This is a genomic window from Streptomyces sp. NPDC030809 (assembly GCF_055572195.1).
In genome coordinates, this window is the sequence record NZ_JBVIDV010000029.1 from 1 (window position 1) to 14,866 (window position 14,866).

At 70.1% G+C, this 14,866-nt stretch carries 13 protein-coding genes and 2 pseudogenes; 7 read left to right on the forward strand and 8 right to left on the reverse strand.

The features are described 5' to 3' along the window. Nucleotides 1–211: 211 nt before the first annotated feature. Nucleotides 212–1,165 (reverse strand): IS481 family transposase, encoded by a 954-nt coding sequence (locus ACZ407_RS30080; protein ID WP_468133779.1) that lies wholly within the window; start codon nt 1,163–1,165, stop codon nt 212–214. A gap of 645 nt (nt 1,166–1,810) precedes the next feature. Between ACZ407_RS30080 and ACZ407_RS30085 the strand changes: the two genes are divergently transcribed. Next, nucleotides 1,811–2,122, forward strand: coding sequence for a hypothetical protein (locus tag ACZ407_RS30085; RefSeq protein WP_468133781.1), 312 nt, complete (start codon nt 1,811–1,813; stop codon nt 2,120–2,122). A 122-nt stretch (nt 2,123–2,244) separates the two neighbouring features. Next, nucleotides 2,245–3,108 (forward strand): annotated as a pseudogene (locus ACZ407_RS30090) (IS630 family transposase); the annotation flags it as partial. A gap of 21 nt (nt 3,109–3,129) precedes the next feature. On the opposite strand, the gene ACZ407_RS30095 reads toward ACZ407_RS30090, so the two are convergent. Next, nucleotides 3,130–3,825, reverse strand: coding sequence for a hypothetical protein (locus tag ACZ407_RS30095; protein ID WP_468133783.1), 696 nt, complete (start codon nt 3,823–3,825; stop codon nt 3,130–3,132). A 114-nt stretch (nt 3,826–3,939) separates the two neighbouring features. Between ACZ407_RS30095 and ACZ407_RS30100 the strand changes: the two genes are divergently transcribed. The 3 genes and pseudogenes from ACZ407_RS30100 to ACZ407_RS30110 all read left to right on the forward strand — a co-directional run. Then, nucleotides 3,940–4,814, forward strand: a protein-coding gene (locus tag ACZ407_RS30100; protein ID WP_468133785.1) for an IS5 family transposase whose coding sequence is annotated in 2 segments (ribosomal slippage) — nt 3,940–4,333 and nt 4,333–4,814 — 876 coding nt in all. Because the reading frame shifts where the segments join, the coding sequence is not laid out codon by codon here. Between the two features lie 50 nt (nt 4,815–4,864). Then, a complete protein-coding gene (locus tag ACZ407_RS30105; RefSeq protein WP_468133787.1) occupies nt 4,865–5,164 on the forward strand; it encodes a hypothetical protein in 300 nt (99 codons plus the stop codon). A 410-nt stretch (nt 5,165–5,574) separates the two neighbouring features. After that, nucleotides 5,575–6,210 (forward strand): annotated as a pseudogene (locus ACZ407_RS30110) (IS110 family transposase); the annotation flags it as partial. 185 nt (nt 6,211–6,395) lie between these two features. On the opposite strand, the gene ACZ407_RS30115 reads toward ACZ407_RS30110, so the two are convergent. The 4 genes from ACZ407_RS30115 to lanL form a co-directional block, all read right to left on the reverse strand. Beyond that, nucleotides 6,396–7,268, reverse strand: a complete 873-nt coding sequence (locus tag ACZ407_RS30115; RefSeq protein ID WP_468133789.1) for an ABC transporter permease — start codon at nt 7,266–7,268, stop codon at nt 6,396–6,398. Beyond that, nucleotides 7,265–8,335 carry an ATP-binding cassette domain-containing protein gene (locus ACZ407_RS30120; RefSeq protein ID WP_468133941.1) on the reverse strand — a complete coding sequence of 357 codons (1,071 nt, stop codon included), beginning with the start codon at nt 8,333–8,335 and terminating at the stop codon, nt 7,265–7,267. Before ACZ407_RS30120 ends, ACZ407_RS30115 begins: the two co-directional genes overlap by 4 nt. 320 nt (nt 8,336–8,655) lie before the next feature. Continuing rightward, a complete protein-coding gene (locus ACZ407_RS30125) occupies nt 8,656–8,811 on the reverse strand; it encodes a VenA family class IV lanthipeptide (RefSeq protein WP_468133791.1) in 156 nt (51 codons plus the stop codon). 41 nt (nt 8,812–8,852) lie between these two features. Next, nucleotides 8,853–11,519, reverse strand: coding sequence for a class IV lanthionine synthetase LanL (lanL, locus tag ACZ407_RS30130; RefSeq protein ID WP_468133793.1), 2,667 nt, complete (start codon nt 11,517–11,519; stop codon nt 8,853–8,855). Nucleotides 11,520–12,514: 995 nt separating this feature from the next. Between lanL and ACZ407_RS30135 the strand changes: the two genes are divergently transcribed. Beyond that, nucleotides 12,515–13,066, forward strand: a complete 552-nt coding sequence (locus tag ACZ407_RS30135; RefSeq protein WP_468133795.1) for a helix-turn-helix transcriptional regulator — start codon at nt 12,515–12,517, stop codon at nt 13,064–13,066. Next, complete coding sequence (locus tag ACZ407_RS30140; RefSeq protein ID WP_468133797.1) at nt 13,063–13,263, forward strand: hypothetical protein; 201 nt, start codon at nt 13,063–13,065, stop codon at nt 13,261–13,263. The genes ACZ407_RS30135 and ACZ407_RS30140 overlap by 4 nt, the downstream gene beginning before the upstream one ends. Nucleotides 13,264–13,335: 72 nt before the next feature. Here the strand turns inward: ACZ407_RS30140 and ACZ407_RS30145 are convergent, their stop codons facing one another. Then, nucleotides 13,336–14,190: a hypothetical protein gene (locus ACZ407_RS30145; protein WP_468133799.1), complete on the reverse strand. Its 855-nt coding sequence runs from the start codon at nt 14,188–14,190 to the stop codon at nt 13,336–13,338. A gap of 420 nt (nt 14,191–14,610) precedes the next feature. Next, nucleotides 14,611–14,835 (reverse strand): hypothetical protein, encoded by a 225-nt coding sequence (locus ACZ407_RS30150; RefSeq protein ID WP_468133801.1) that lies wholly within the window; start codon nt 14,833–14,835, stop codon nt 14,611–14,613. Nucleotides 14,836–14,866 lie beyond the last annotated feature (31 nt).

Here is a 14,866-nt window from a genome sequence, read left to right on the forward strand (position 1 = left end):
CTGCGCTCCAGAGCATGGGAAGCCCTCCGACTGCGTCGGAGGGCTAGGGCCGCTTCGCGGCCCTAGCAGAGATGCCAAGCGCTGCGCGTTTGGCAAGGGAACGGCCTCCGCTGTGCTCCGGCCGGCCTTCGGCCGGTTGCTCCTCCGCTGCGCTCCAGAGCACGCGAAGACCGCCTTGCTTCGCTCGGCGGGGCAGGGCCGCGAAGCGGCCCTAGTTGTATTGCCCTGTGAGGTTGGGGACGCGGGTGGCGGGTGGTTTGCCTGCGAGCGCGGTGTGTCCGCGGTGGTGATTGTAGGTGTGCAGCCACTGCGGGAACGCGTCGCGTCGTTCTTGTTCTGACTGGTAGGGGCGGGCGTAGGCCCACTCGTCCAGGAGGGTGCGGTTGAGGCGTTCGACCTTGCCGTTGGTCTGGGGCCGGTAGGGTCGGGTTCGCTTGTGGGTGATCCCGGCCGCTGCCAGCAGGTCGCGCCAGGCGTGGGACTTGTAGCAGGAGCCGTTGTCGGTCAGGACGCGCTCGACGGTGATCCCGACGCCGGCGTAGTAGGCCTGGGCCCGCTGCCAGAACGCGGTGGCGGTTTCCTTCTTCTCGTCGGGCAGGATCTCGCTGTAGGCCAGGCGGGAGTGGTCGTCGACGGCGGTGTGGATGTACTGGTAGCCTACACCGGTCTTCGTCTTGCGGCCCGCTTGCCGACCGAGGGTCTTGTGGCCGCCTCCGTCGGGGATGTTGCCGAGCTTCTTGATGTCGACGTGGACCAGTTCGCCGGGCCGGTCGCGTTCGTAGCGGCGTATGGCGGTCCCGGTGGCCCGGTCCAGATGCGTGAGTCGGGCCAGGCCGAATCGGGCCAGGACGCGGTGGACGGTCGAGGGCACCAGGCCCAGCAGATGCGCGATGCGGGCAGGTCCCCACCGCCGCGCGAGGCGAACCTTGATGATCCGGCGCTCGGTCCGTGTCGGTGTCCGTCGGGGGCTGTGGTGCGGGCGGGAGGAGCGGTCGTTCATCCCGGCCTCACCCATGGCCCGGTAGCGGGCCGCCCACCGCTGGGCCGTGGTCGGTGAGACCTGGAAGCGTTCGGCGGCCCGCCGCAGCGGCCAGCCGTCCTCGACCACGCAGCGGGCCAGCCGCAGCCGTCCGGTCTCGGTCAGGGGTGCATTACGGTGGGGCACGAGGGCCTTTCTGGTCGCCGGTGCAGATGTCGCAATCCACACCAGGCCAGAAGGCCCTCGCCCATTTCAAGATCCCTCAGCCGAGGCCTACATCACCCGCCCACAACCTCCCGGGACAGAACAACTAGTGAGCCATGCGCTGCGCGCTTGGCAGTTGAAACCGCCTCCGCTGCGCTCCAGCGCTGGAGACTGCCTCGCTGCGCTCGGCTGGGTTCGGCAAAGCCGAACCCAGCGGCTTCTGAGCATCTGCGCGCTCAGCAGAGAACCGCTTCGCTACGCTCCGCGGGGCTCGGCTTCGCCGAGCCAGTGAGCTCCCCAGCGCTGTGCGCTGGAGAGTCGGTTCCTCCTCGCTGCGCTCGGGCATGGGAGCACTTCGAGCTCGTCCGATTGCAGTGCTTCAAACTGGGCTCGGATGAACTCTGGAAGGACGCATCCACGACCGCCCACCGGGCTGCTGCTGTCGTATCGCGGAACCCCGAGCCCGAAGCCACAAAACGGGCCACGCGCCCAAAAGTTGTGAAGATGAGACAACACCCAGCGGCCTGGGGTGCAAGCACAACCGCACCCAGCTCAGCCACTGGACCCCTGGCAGCCCGTTTCTGACGGATCACCACGCAGAACGGTTCGGCGTGATCTGATCAGAGCATGGCTGACGAGCACTGCGTGACGCGGGCCCACATCGAACTATGGAACGAGCGAGTGCTACCGGACGGGCTGATACCCGTCAGCTACAGCACTGTTCTCCGCGGCTCGATACTGCCCATCACCATCTGGCTAGGAATCGCGGCCTTCGTGTCCTTCGTCTACAACCCAATCGTCGCTGCAGGCGAAGGAGGCCTCTTCCTCCTGTTCTTCCTGCTCGGCTTCACACTCCGACGAAGGTCCGGACACTCCGCAAAGTGCAGCCTGTACGGCGCCACAGGCGGGGTGCTCGACAAATCACTGGCAGGGTTCTGAAGGCCGCACAACAGCACGAGTCGGGCCCGAGGTCGGCCCCGCAGACCCTCCCTCCGACCCAATGACCAGCCGGACAGATCCCAGTGCTGTGACCGTGAACGTTCACCGGGTTGCTCGTTGTGCTGGTTGGAAGTGACGACGAGGACTTCCTCGTGGCGACGGCCACCACCCGCCCCACCAAACTCGGCAAACTCTTCACCCGCTGGTCGATCCGCAAGCTCGCCGATCACCTGCGCAGGAACATATCCCGGCCCGTCCGGATCGACCGCGAAGCCCTGCGCTGCTTACTGGCCCGCCACGGGATCTCCTTCCAGCACCCGAAAACCTGGAGGGAGTCCCCGGACCCGGACTTCGACGCCAAGCTCGCCCGCATCGAGTACGCGATGAACGAGCGGCCCGACTGCACGTTCGCCTTCGACGAGTTCGGGCCGCTGGGTATCCGCCCGACCCCCGGCTCCTGCTGGGCCGAGCGAGGCCGCCCCGACCGGCTGCCGGCCACGTTCCGCCGCACCCACCGGATCACCTACTTCCACGGCTGCTACTCCGTCGGGGACGCCCAGATGTGGGGCGTCAACCACAGATGCAAGGGCATCGACCACACCTGGGCTGCCATGCGAACGATCCGAGCCGCCCGTCCGGACGGCGCCCCGATCTACGTGATCCTGGACAACCTCTCCGCCCACACGAACTGGCGGATGAAACGCTGGGCGGCCAGGAACGAGGTCGAGCTGTGCTTCACCCAAACCTACGCGTCCTGGGCCAGCCCCATCGAGGCCCACTTCGGCCCCCTGCGGCGGTTCACCCGCGCCAACTCCCACCACCCCAACCACACTGTCCAGACCCGGGCCCTGCACGCCTGCCTGCGCTGGCGCAACCAGAACGCCCGCCATCCCGATGTCCTGGCCGCCCAACGACGAGAGCGAGCCCGCATCCGAAGCGAGAAAGGCGTCCGCTGGGGCGGCAGACCACTACCAGGCGCAGCCTGACGACGTTCCCGCTCACAGCCCTTAGCTGGTCCAAGGCAGGCGGACGGCTTCGAGTTCGATGTCTGCGAGCAGCGCCTCGACGAGCGGGCGGGGGCCACAGACCTTGGTGCCCCAGAGGTCGTAGTCGGTGCAGACGACCCAGGAGCGGTCCGCGGCCCACAGGTTGGAGGGGGTGTACAGGATGTCCGGGTTGTCGAAAAGGGCCTGGGCGTCGCCCAGGCGGCCGGAGCGGACATGCCCGTTTTCGAGATCCTGCACGATGATCGGGTTGTAGTACGCCAGGCAGGGGGTGTCCCCTCCCTGGGGGCTGTGCACGGTCAGGAACCGGATCAGCTGGTCCCATGTCGGCCTGTCGAGACTGCCCTCGGCGGGCCACTCGATGGAGCCGGGCCGGATGCCCGCCGCTTTCGCGGAGGGGAAGCAACGAAAACAGGGGTACAAGCCCTGTGGCACGACCGGATCACCGATGCGGGCGGCCAGCTCCACCCAGCGCAGCCGCTCCCAACCTGGGCCGGGGTGCTCGTCCCGGCTCTGGCTGTCGTTGACCGAATCCCCGGCGGTTCCCCTGCGCTCATACATGCCGCCGAGCACCCAGGCGGCGTCGGGCCGCCCGGGTGCCTCGTAGCCGGTGAGGCCGTCGTCCTGCGCAAGCCCGGCGAGCCAGTCAGTCTCGGACGCAGGCGCGAGGGGCCACAAGGCGAGGATGTTATCAAGCATCCGGCCAGGCTACGGGCCCGGGTTTGACCAGCTCCGGCGACCCGGTGAACCTTCCCGGTCACAGCACTAGGGTCTGTTGCGAAAGTGGATCCTGTTCGTTCATGATCACGTCTCGTGGGACGTGGAGATCTGACGAACGGCCAGTGGGTTCGGCTTGAGCCGCTGCTGCCACAGGGCATCAAGCCGAGCCGGCCGCAGGTGTGGACGCGCCGTCAGCTGATAGACGGCATACGGTGGCGGACCCGCACCGGCGCCCCCTGGCGGGACGTGCCGGAACGCTACGGACCCTGGGACCGGGTCTATGACCTGCTCCGGCGCTGGCAGCGGGACGGAACGTGGGCCGGGATCCTCACCCGGCTCCAGGCCGAGGCGGACGCCAAGGGCCTGATCACCTGGGAGGTCAACGTCGACTCCACCGTCTGCCGGGCCCACCAGCACGCCGCCGGGGCGGCGAAAAGGGGGATCTCCAAAAGGAACCGCCCGGCGGTGTCTTCGTCGAGCCGGCCGACCACAGCCTCGGACGGTCCCGAGGCCGCCTGACCAGCAAAATCCACCTCGCCGTCGAGCAAGGGCAGAAGCCGTTGTCGGTGGTGATCACCGCCGGGCAGCGGGGCGACTCCCCGCAGTTCGAGCCGGTCCTGGAAGCGATTCGACTGCCCAGGCTCGGGTTCTGCAGGCCGCGCATACGCCCGGACCGTGTGCGGGCCGACAAGGCCTACGACTCTCGTAGTAACCGCTCCTACCTGCGCAGACGCGGAATCAAAGCCACGATCCCCGTGCCCGCGGACCGTGTCCGCAACCGACTGGCGCGTGGTTCACGCGGCGGGCGGCCGCCGAAGTTCGACCGGGACGATTACAAGCAGCGGCATGCGGTCGAGTGCGGGATCAACCGCCTCAAGCGCCACCGTGCCGTGGCCACCAGGTACGACAAACTCGCGGTCCGCTACGAAGCAACCGTGCTGGTCGCAGCCATCAACGAATGGCTCTGACCTCCGTAAATGCTTCGGCGGCACCAACTGTCGCGAAGTAGCGTGCCCGCATGGGGATCAGCGTTCAGGTTCGGACATTCACAGGCGCGGTCGAAGCCACGTGCATGCATCCATCCATCGCTGACCTGTGCAGGCGGGCCGCGAGCCAAGGCCTGCCCCTGCTCGGATACGTCGATCCCTGCGACGACACCGTGTTCAACCGGTCACAGCTCAGGGGCCTCATCCCCGAACTCCGGGCTTTGGCGGACGGCTCAGCCGCCGAAGAGGCCGAGGCGGTGCACGAAATCCTTGCTCTGACTGCTCGAGTCGAACGCAAGACTCACCGGTATCTCGTCTTCAACGGCGACTGACGACACCACTAATTCATTAGTAATTAGAGGTCCTGGATCTCTAATGGGCCCGGGGCGGCGTTGTCCAGCCTGGGGCAGGACGTGTGTGGTCCGGTCGGTGCCGTGGTGACCCCTACGACACCTCCGACCGTCGAGGTCTGTTGAAAGACTGGTGGCGCTGGGCGCCGGCCGGTCCTCGCACGTTCTGCCCCCACGGGCCCGTCAGGTTCGGGATCCTCGATGGATGAGCTGCCGCACGGTGACGCGTTCTTCCTCACGAGCCTTGAGCTCTGGACACGGCGTGCGCCCGTGCGGTCTGGCGGTGCCGCGCACGGCTGATGAGGTGGCGGAGCTTGGAGTCCTGGAATTAGTGCGCCGTGCGGTCCCGCGTGCTCGTGTTCGAGAACGGCGCCGGCGAAGGGGCGGGATCCATGGACGTGTTCTGCGGGATTGACTGGGCGGAGGGGCATCACGACGTCGCGCTCGTCGACGGCACCGGCAAGCTGCTGGCCAAGTGCCGCATCGGCGATGACCTGGACGGCTACCGTCTGCTGCTGGACCTCCTGGCCGAGCACGGCGACACCGCCGAGGCGCCGATCCCGGTGGCGATCGAGACCAGCCGCGGCTTGCTGGTCGCCACGCTGAGGCAGGGTCCCCGGAAGATCTACGCGGTCAACCCGATGGCGGCCTCCCGCTACCGCGACCGGCACGGAGTCAGCCGCAAGAAATCCGATCCCGGCGACGCCCTCGTGCTCGCCAACATCATCCGCACGGACATGCCGATGCACCGACCGCTGGCCGCGGACACCGACCTGGCCCAGGCGGTGGCTGTCCTGGCCCGATCCCAGCAGGACGCGGTCTGGCGCCGGCAGCAGCGATGCAACCAGCTGCGGTCGCTGCTGCGTGAGTACTTCCCGGCGTTCTTGGAGGCGTTTAAGGACAAGCAGGGTGGTCTGGCCCGCGCCGACGCCCGTCGGATCCTGGCGGTGGCACCGACGCCCGCACTGGCCGCCAAGCTGCCGATCTGGCGCCTGACGGCCATGATGAAGCGGGCCGGCCGCCGCAGGAACATCGAGGCCGACGGTCGCCCCACACTGGAAGGAAGCACTGAACCGGTTCTCACTTTCTTCGAGGACCGGCTCAGCATCCAATGACACCAGACGACTTACACAAGATCGCTGACACGTCCCCGCCCAGTGGGCTCACGCGGAGCTCCAGGCCGTTCCGGGCGATCGCGACCGGCAGGGTGGGGTCATTCGGGGCGGCTGAAGCGCCTGGTGGCGTAGAGGAGGGCGAGGACGCCGGCGGTGAGGAGGGCAGCGGCTTCGAGGAGGAGCGGCGGCTGGTGGCCGAACCATTCGATGCCGGCGGCGGTCGTCGGGTGGGGTACGCGTACAGCGATGGAGCGGTGCAGCACGTCCACGCCGTAGGCGAGGGGGTTGAGGGAGGCCAGCCCGCGTGCCCAGCCGGGGAGGTCGTCGAGGGGGAAGAAGCCGCCGGAGAGGAAGAGCATTGGCATCATCACCAGGCCGAGGAGCATGTGGAAGAGCTCGGCGCGGCCGAGGCTGACGGCCAGGGCCAGCGCGAGGGCGGTGATGGTGAAGGAGGCCAGGATCATGCCGGCGAGGAGCAGGGCCAGCAGCAGCGGGTCGTAGGGCAGGCCGACCGCGCCGGCCAGGGCGAGGAGGACGGCGCCCTGGACTGTGGCGACCACGGTGCCGCCCGCGCAGTTGCCCAGGAGCAGGGTGGCGCGGCTGACCGGGGCCATCAGCAGTTCCCGGAGGTATCCGGTCTGCCGGTCGGTGATGAGGCGGATGCCGACCATGATGGCGGGGCTCTGGACGGTCATCATCAGCATGCCGGGGAAGAGGTACACCTGGTAGCCCACGCCGAGCGTGGCGCTGGGGATCAGGGTGGCCAGACCGCCTCCGAGGATGAACAGGTACAGCACCGGCTGGATCAGCATCAGCACGGTGTGGGTGCGCTGCGATGACAGGCGCAGCAGGTCGCGGTGGACCAGGGCGTGGATCGCGCGCAGTTCCCGGCGCAGGCGGGCCGGGGGTGCCGGATGCGGGTCGGCGTGGCCGTCGGGGTTTCCCGGCGCGGTGACGGCGGGGGCGGTCACAGGTCCTCACCCGCCGTCTCGGGTCCTGCGGTGTGGATGCTGCGGCCGGTGTGGTGGAAGAAGACATCGTCGAGGGTCGGCGGGGTCGCGGAGGCGGCCCGGACGGGGATGCCCTCAGCATCGAGAGCCGCGCACAGGCGGGGGATCCAGGAGCTGCCGTCGGGCAGGCGCAGGCTGATCCCGTCTGCGCCGAGGGCCGTACGGGTGCCCGGTGGTGCGGTACGGCGCACGACGCGGTCGGCGGCCGGGTCGTCGTGGGTTCGCAGGACGACCCGGTCGTTGCCGATCGCGGCCTTCAGGGCGGTGGGCGTCCCCTGCGCGACCAGGCGGCCGCCGTCGATGATGGCGAGGCGGTCGCAGTTCTCGGCCTCGTCCAGGTAGTGGGTGGTGATGAAGAACGTGGTTCCCTGCCGCTCGCGCAACCGGCGCAGGTAGTCCCAGACCTGGGCGCGCGCGTGGGGGTCGAGTCCGGTGGTCGGCTCGTCGAGGAAGAGGACCCGCGGCTCGTGGAGCAGGCCCCGGGCGAGTTCGAGTCGGCGGCGCATGCCGCCGGAGAGGGTGCGGACCGGGGCCCGCCGCCGGTCGCCGAGGCCGATGGCATCGAGGGTCTCGATGGTACGCCGGAGGGAGTTGCGGCGGCTCATGCCGTACAGCCGGGCGTGGACGCACAGGTTCTGTTGCACCGTCAGCTCCATGTCAAGTGCGCTGTGCTGGAAGAGCATGCCGACCTGACGGCGGACCTGGCCCGGGTGGGTCAGGACGTCGACGTCCGCCACCGTGGCCGTGCCAGCGGTGGGGCGGGCCAGGGCGCACAGGAGGGAGATCGTGGTGGACTTCCCCGCGCCGTTGGGGCCGAGGAACGCGAAGGTCTCGCCCTGGTGCACGTCGAGGTCCAGGCCGCGCACGGCGGGAGTGACGCTGCCGTCCGGGCCGGGGTAGCTCTTCACCAGGCCCCGGGTGCTGATGGCGTACGGCCCGGGCGCTCCGGGCTGCGCGCCGTCCGAGGCCGTGGCGGAGGTCGGAAGGAGGGCCCGTGCGGGGGCATCGGCACCGGCGTGCGGCTGCATGGTCACTCAGGTCCTCGTCTGCTGGGAGTCGTCCACGGACTTGGGCGCGTGATACGTGAGGGGCGGTGTGGTGCTCGGGGGCGGGTGCTTCGTGCCCCGCGGAGGCGGGGCCGGACGCTCCGGCCGGTGGCTGCCGCGGGGGTGGCCACCGGCCGGAGGTCGACCGGGATTCCTCGTGCTGCCCTGATCGGATGGCGACGCGGCCGCAGGCGCACTGGGTGTTGCCGGCCTACGGGTGACCGGCGTTCAGTGCCTTGTCAGCAGCGGAGCGGTTGACGAGGCCGCCGGGCGGTGTCGGATCCGAGGGGGCTGCGGCCTGGTCAGGCGCAGCTGATGCCGACGCAGACGGTGTTGAGGAGCGTGAGCAGGCCGACACACGCACACGTGTCGGCGAACGCGGCTCCGTCGGCGCCGATCGGGTCGGTCTCCGGAAGGGCGTGCAGGTGAGCCAGCAGTTCGAGGTCGTGGTTCTTCATGACTGTCTCCTTGCTCTTCGTGGTGTCGACAGGGGTTCCTGTCAGCCCGGCCGCTGGATCATCCAGAGACGGGAGTCCGTGTGGCGGGTCCGCAGGAGGAACGCCAGGATTCCTGCGGACCCGTCGCTCCAGCCCGTCGAGACGTCCCCGTACTCGTTGGGGAAGACGACGTGGCCGTCGCGGCGGATCTGTTCGGTGGTGATGAGGCGGGCCAGGACCTCGGCCGAGGTGCGGTGGGCGGGATCCCCGGTGGCGGCGGCCATGTCGAGGAGGAAGTCGCCGTTGCCCGCCAGGCCGTGGCATTGGGCGAGGGGGGCACGACAGGCGCGTTCCATGACGGCCCTTGCCGCACCCAGGGCGAGGTCGCCGTAGCGGTCGTCGCCGGTGGCCTGCCACAGCCGGAGCAGGAAGGAGCCGATTCCCGCCGAACCGTGGCACCAGTACGGGGCGGTGGGCACGTCACCGGCTCGGGACGGCCACTGTGCCGCCTCGCCGACCGTCAGGGCGGCGGCCGCCAGTGCGTCGCCCGCCGCCAGGGCCAGGTCCCGGTATTCCCGACGGCCCGTGACGGCTGAAGCGGTGAGCAGGAAGCATCCGATGCCGGCCGTCCCGTGGGCGAAGCCGAGATAGCGCTCCCCGACGCTCCCGGTGACCACTTCGGGAGGCGCGGGCCAGCTGACTCCGGACGGTTCGGGCGTCGCAGCGGCGGCCAGCGCGTCGGCCGCCTCGACGACGCGTTCGGCGAAACGCTGGTCACCGGTGCGGTACCAGAGGTGGGCGGCGGCCAGCCCGCTCCCCGCCCGGCCGTGGGTGATGTCGTGGTGGGGCGCCGGTTCCTGGGGGGCCAGCGCCAGGGCCGTCGCATGCTCGACGAGCACGCGGTCGTCGAGGACACGGCCGGCCTCGTACAGCGCCCACGCGGTCCCCCGGCCACCGAAGTGCAGTCCGGCCCGGGTGGAGTGGGTGTCCGTCCGGGCCGCTATCCAGCGTCCTGCGGTGGAGAGCACCTGAGGCAGACGCTGGTCGCCGGTGAGCTCGAAGTACCGGGTCAGGGCCGCGAGGACACCGGCGGCACCCTGCTGCACCGTGCAGGGGTCGCTCTCCCCCGCCATGGTGGACACCGGCCACAGCCGGCGTTCGTCCCGCGGGGTCATGGAGCCGATGAGGTGGTCCACGATCCCCGCCACCGCACCCTGCGTCGCGTCGGCCACGGGGGTCCGGCCGGCCGGGCCCGCGGCGGGCCTGCCGGGAAGTCCCCGCACTGCCCGGCGAAGGGCCGTGCCGGCCCGGCCGGGGTCCCAGCGTTCGGCGGGATCGTCACTCATCAGGCCGAGGACCATCTCGGGCAGACCGTCGGGCAGGCGCAGGACTTCGTCGCAGGCGGCCAGCCACTCGGCGAGCCGCTCCTGCGCGGTCTGGACCGCGGGCTCCTCGGGCAGCAGGCTGGGGACCTTTCCGGTGAGGACGAAGCACACGACGGCACCCAGGCTGTAGTAGTCGGCCGTCGGTGAGACCGGCGCGCCCGCCAGCCGCTCGGGGGCGCTGAAGCCGGGTGTCCCCACCGTGGTCGGGAGCGGGACGTCGTCCTTCAGGACGGCGAGCTCCAGGTCGATGAGGCGCAGTTCGCCGTCCGGCCGGACCATGATGTTGCCGGGCGTGAAGTCCCGCAGGACGCAGCCCTGGGCGTGGGCCGCGGCGAGCAGGTCCACCAGACGTCCTGCCTGGGCCAGGGCTTCGGCGCGGTAGCGCTCGCCGCCGATGTCGCGGAAGCGCTCGGCGACCCAGTTGCGCAGCGGGACACCCTGGATCTCTTCCTCGGCCAGGAACAGGTGTCCGCCGTGCTCGAACACGGCGAGCAGCCGCGGAGCCAGCCCCGTGCCCTCGAGGAACTCCAGAACCCGGGCCTCGACGCGCAACCAGTCCCGCACGTCGGATCCGGAGGCGTCGGCTTCCACATGGGGCCGGGCCTCCTTGATGACCACCGGCTTGTCCGAGGTGACGTCCGTCCCCCGGTAGACGCCGCCCTTGTTCGTGTGGCGGATCGCCTCCCGTACGGAGAAGCGGCCGCCCAGCAGCACCGGGCCCGTCGCGGCCGCCTCGGGCGGGGCGGCCACGGCGGCGGGGAAGGGGCTCACCGCCCAGGACGGAGGGGAGTATCGCCCGGTGCGCACGTCTTCCACGGGATGGCCGTCCGGGTCCTCGATATACCACACGAGCAGGCCCGAGTCCGACAAGCGCTGCCGACCGACGAAAGCCCCGTAGCGGTAGTGCACCAGGCTGTCCACGGCGTAGGACTGGTCCGACAGGATCCGAGGGCCGGCGAGTCCCTTCGTGGCCCGGTGCAGGTCCAGTGCGATCGCGGCTGCTTCGGCATCCGAGGTGGGGTAGACGGTGATGAACTTGCCCGAGCTGCCCCTGGGCGTGGCCCGGGAGTTGAGCGCACCCACCTGTTCCAGAGAACGGGCGAACTTGAACACGCAATCCCGGAGCAGCAGCACGCCCAAGGACTTCGCCAACACCGCGGGAGCGGAGGCGGACGTCGCCGACACGTGCAGCTTCCAGCCCTGCATCCGCTGCACCGCGGAGGCTGGCGTGAGGCGGCACCACATCTCGTCTGTATCCACGGTCCACCGGGCGGCCTGACCTGTTGCGTCCAGCGCCCGGCCGAGCAGGTCCTGGAGATCGACTTCGCTTGCCTGGCTCGTCATGACCATCCTCTCCGCTGCGGGGACCGCAAGTCGGACTATGCCTTTGGAACGTATAGACCGGGTGTGCCCACGTCACCTGGCGCATGGAGCGCACTGAGTCGTCCACAGCGCCGGATGGCTTCGAACGGCGCGCACAACGGAGTGCGCGCGGGCGCATCCGGACTCGCGTCCTCATGCTTCTTCAGATTTCCTTGCGGCAGCCGTCTGCGGATGCCGACAGCGGAATCCGGCCGCAATTGAGGCCCCCTTAATTTCAGATCACAAATCACGTCTGCCTTGAATTGAGATCACCCCACCCACGCACCTGGCTCCTAAATTGACCGCAAAAATTATCCCTACCGTCGGCGGTGAACGTGACCGCCCGTGCCCCCATTGTGTTCGAAATGTTTGAACCGTTACCGAACTTTCCACCCCCCTCGTTCAGCACAGCGCGCGCCATGAGAGCGCCGGGTTCGGGCCGCACCGTGGCAGCTCCACCGGTGCAACGCTCCGGCCCCAAAGCTTCGCCGCCTAGCGGCCCGGAGTAAAGGGCCCGATTTCGCCACGCTATTGACCAGCTACGGAAGGTGAAGGGTGACTGCTTCATCAATCGCGATCACGGACCTGGGCTGCGTTCCAGCAAAATCTCCGGCGCCTGGACATTTCGCGCGGCCGGCCAGGTTCGGCCGAAAACCGCGAAGGTCGACCCTTCGGGGCTGATCGATAAGGGAACAGGCGGCCGGACGCCAGGTAAAGCAGAGACGCACAGTTCCTGGACTTTCCCTTGGGGAAAGAGGTGACCGTTGCAGCGGCTATAGGCGTTTGGGGGCTGGCGTGACGACCTGTGGCGGCGGGGCGGCCGCGGGCGGGCGGCGGGCGGGCGCGCGCGAAAAGGGGGCCGGCGGCCTACACCCGACACGGGCATGGTCAGCACCCACCGGCCCCAACCCGTCAGCACCAGGGGTGCGATTGGGGCAGTCTAGAGCCCGCACCGGACAGACAGGGGCACACCGCCCGTGATCCCCCACGGCCGCCCCGCACTCACCGAGGACGACATCGCCACCCACCGCGGGGTGTCCCTCAGGACATGGCGACGCAACGACGCCCCCGCCTTCCGCGCCCGCGTACCCATGCTCGCGCCCGGCGGCGGACTCAAGCTCTACGTCCAGGCCCAGACCCTCGCCTACTACCAAGGCGAACCCCTGCCCGCCCTCCCCACCACCCCGCACCCCCACGACCTGCTGTCGGACCGGGAAGCCGGCGAGCTTCTCGGCGTCAGCGAGAAGACCGTGCGCGCGTACGCCGCCACCGGCTACCTCCCACCGCCCATCGAGGTCTACGGGCGGAGCTGGTGGACCCGCGCCGCCATCGATGCCCGGCACACCGCCGGAGACCAGCGCACCGCCACCAGCACCGCAGCCGTCAACGCCCTCACCGCCGAACCCGAGACACCGACCGCGGCCGAGCTGGCCGCACGCGACGGCATCAGCACCCGCACCGCACGCCGCCGCCTCAACGCTGCACGCCAACACACCCCAACCACCGAGACCACCGAGGAGAACCCGTGAACGACAACGCCCGTCACCGGCCAGCCGGCGCGCAGGCCGCGATCGACCGCAGCGACGCCGCCTGGACCGCACACGACCCCGACACCGCCGCCGACGAAGTCATCACCGCCCTGCGGCAAACCAGCCCCGCAGACCGCACGTACCTCACCGACGCATTCCTGCGGAACCTGCTCTACCGGGCCTGCCGCGCCGTCTGAACCCGCCGTTTCGCTCGGTGTCCTTGGGCGGGCCCGGTGGTACTGCCCCCAGGAAGCCCCGGGCACCGGGCCTCACCCGCGCACACGGGCTACCCGAGACCCCTGGACCAACACCCCCGGCCGGGAGGCCCGCAGCTCCTCGCAGCGGATCCCGCCCGCGGGATGCCACTCCATCGCGGGTGCGGCCTTATCGCCGTGCTCGGGACACCACCGCGACGGCACGAGGCCCCCGCAGTCCTGACCGGTGCACGGGCAGCCGACGGCCGGCCTCGCGCACGGGACGGCATGCCGGACCCGGCCGGCTTCCCCGCGCAGCCCCGCCGGCCAGGACAGCTCCACCCACACCCGACCCCGACCGCCGTCATACCGGCCGGTGAGCTGGGCGCCTCCCGGGACGGCCAGTGCGGTCCGGCGGGGAACGGCAAGGCTGCGGACGGCGATACCGGCCGCCTGTTCGCCGAGCGCGGCCAGGGCGTCCGCGTCCGGATCGGTCACCCAGCCGGACGCGGACTCGGCGGCGGTCGCGTCGGTGGCGGTCGAGAGCGCCGGGTCGTCGAGGCGGATCGTGCGGGTACCGCCGCCAGTGCGGCGGACGACGAGGGGCCCGGACGGCACCACGTGTGGAACCGCGATCTTGCCGTGGGCCAGCAGCCACGCCACCACCTCCGCCCGCGCAAACAGGGGCGAGACCGTCGTGCCGCCCGCCGAGGCAAGGAAGTCGGGGTGGCGGCGCCAGTTCACCGCGGCGGCCCGGCCCACCCGCGCAATCCCGCCGAGTGCCGCCAGGGTCACCGTAGGCTGTTCCACCGGCTCCAGCGCCGCCAGGGGTGAGCGGCGGCCGGGGCCGAGACGGCGCACCGCCTCCCAGTCCACCCCGGAATGCACCACCGGCAACAGCGCCACGTCCTCGCCCCGGAACCACGGCACCCGCACCTCACCGCCCCGGCCCCGCCCGAAATCCACGACCGTGGTGCGCGCCGGGCGGAGCCAGCCCAGGCGGACGGCGTGGTCAATCTCGTGCGGCGGGCACCGAGCCGGACGGCCGCCTGGTCCGGGCCGAGGAGGTGTGCCGGTCGAGGAGCGGGCAGGTTCGCGGGGCACACGCACCCGCGTGCACACCCCGACGGCGAGCGGTGCGCCATGCGGCACATGCCGGGCGGGCAGTCACCCGATCGATTGCCCGCAGGGCGCAGGCAGAGCGCACGGCGGGAAACGCGTGAAGGAGCCCTCCCAGGCGGAGGGCCCCCTTCAGTTGTTGTGCCGGTACTGGCTACGTTCACGCCGGTCGTGAACTCTCTCGACCGTCACCCTGGTGCCCTTTGACAGGTCGGCTCGGGCTCTTCCGTGTCAGGACCGCGGACGGTGAATCGTCACGCAGGTGCCGCGCGAGGGTGCCCTGGATGCCCGCCCGTCGGCGTCGACGTAGGCGACGCAGACGCAGGCCTTGCAGATCCAGACGCCACCAGCCGTGTGGGCGTAGAACTCCATGGGTGCGCTCTTGCAGCACACGGGCGGCTTGTCCCTGCGGATCTGGTCGCCTGTCTGGATGTCGCCGAGTTCCTGGCCATGCATGGTCTGCGTCCCTTTCGTGTCGGGGGCCTGG

Coding starts and splice junctions, on each gene's coding strand:
- ACZ407_RS30105 (WP_468133787.1), top strand. CDS start 4,865: ATGGGGATCAGCGTTCAGGTTCGGACATTCACAGGCGCGGTCGAAGCC.
- ACZ407_RS30085 (WP_468133781.1), top strand. CDS start 1,811: ATGGCTGACGAGCACTGCGTGACGCGGGCCCACATCGAACTATGGAAC.
- ACZ407_RS30095 (WP_468133783.1), bottom strand. CDS start 3,825: ATGCTTGATAACATCCTCGCCTTGTGGCCCCTCGCGCCTGCGTCCGAG.
- ACZ407_RS30120 (WP_468133941.1), bottom strand. CDS start 8,335: ATGCAGCCGCACGCCGGTGCCGATGCCCCCGCACGGGCCCTCCTTCCG.
- lanL (WP_468133793.1), bottom strand. CDS start 11,519: ATGACGAGCCAGGCAAGCGAAGTCGATCTCCAGGACCTGCTCGGCCGG.
- ACZ407_RS30150 (WP_468133801.1), bottom strand. CDS start 14,835: ATGCATGGCCAGGAACTCGGCGACATCCAGACAGGCGACCAGATCCGC.
- ACZ407_RS30125 (WP_468133791.1), bottom strand. CDS start 8,811: ATGAAGAACCACGACCTCGAACTGCTGGCTCACCTGCACGCCCTTCCG.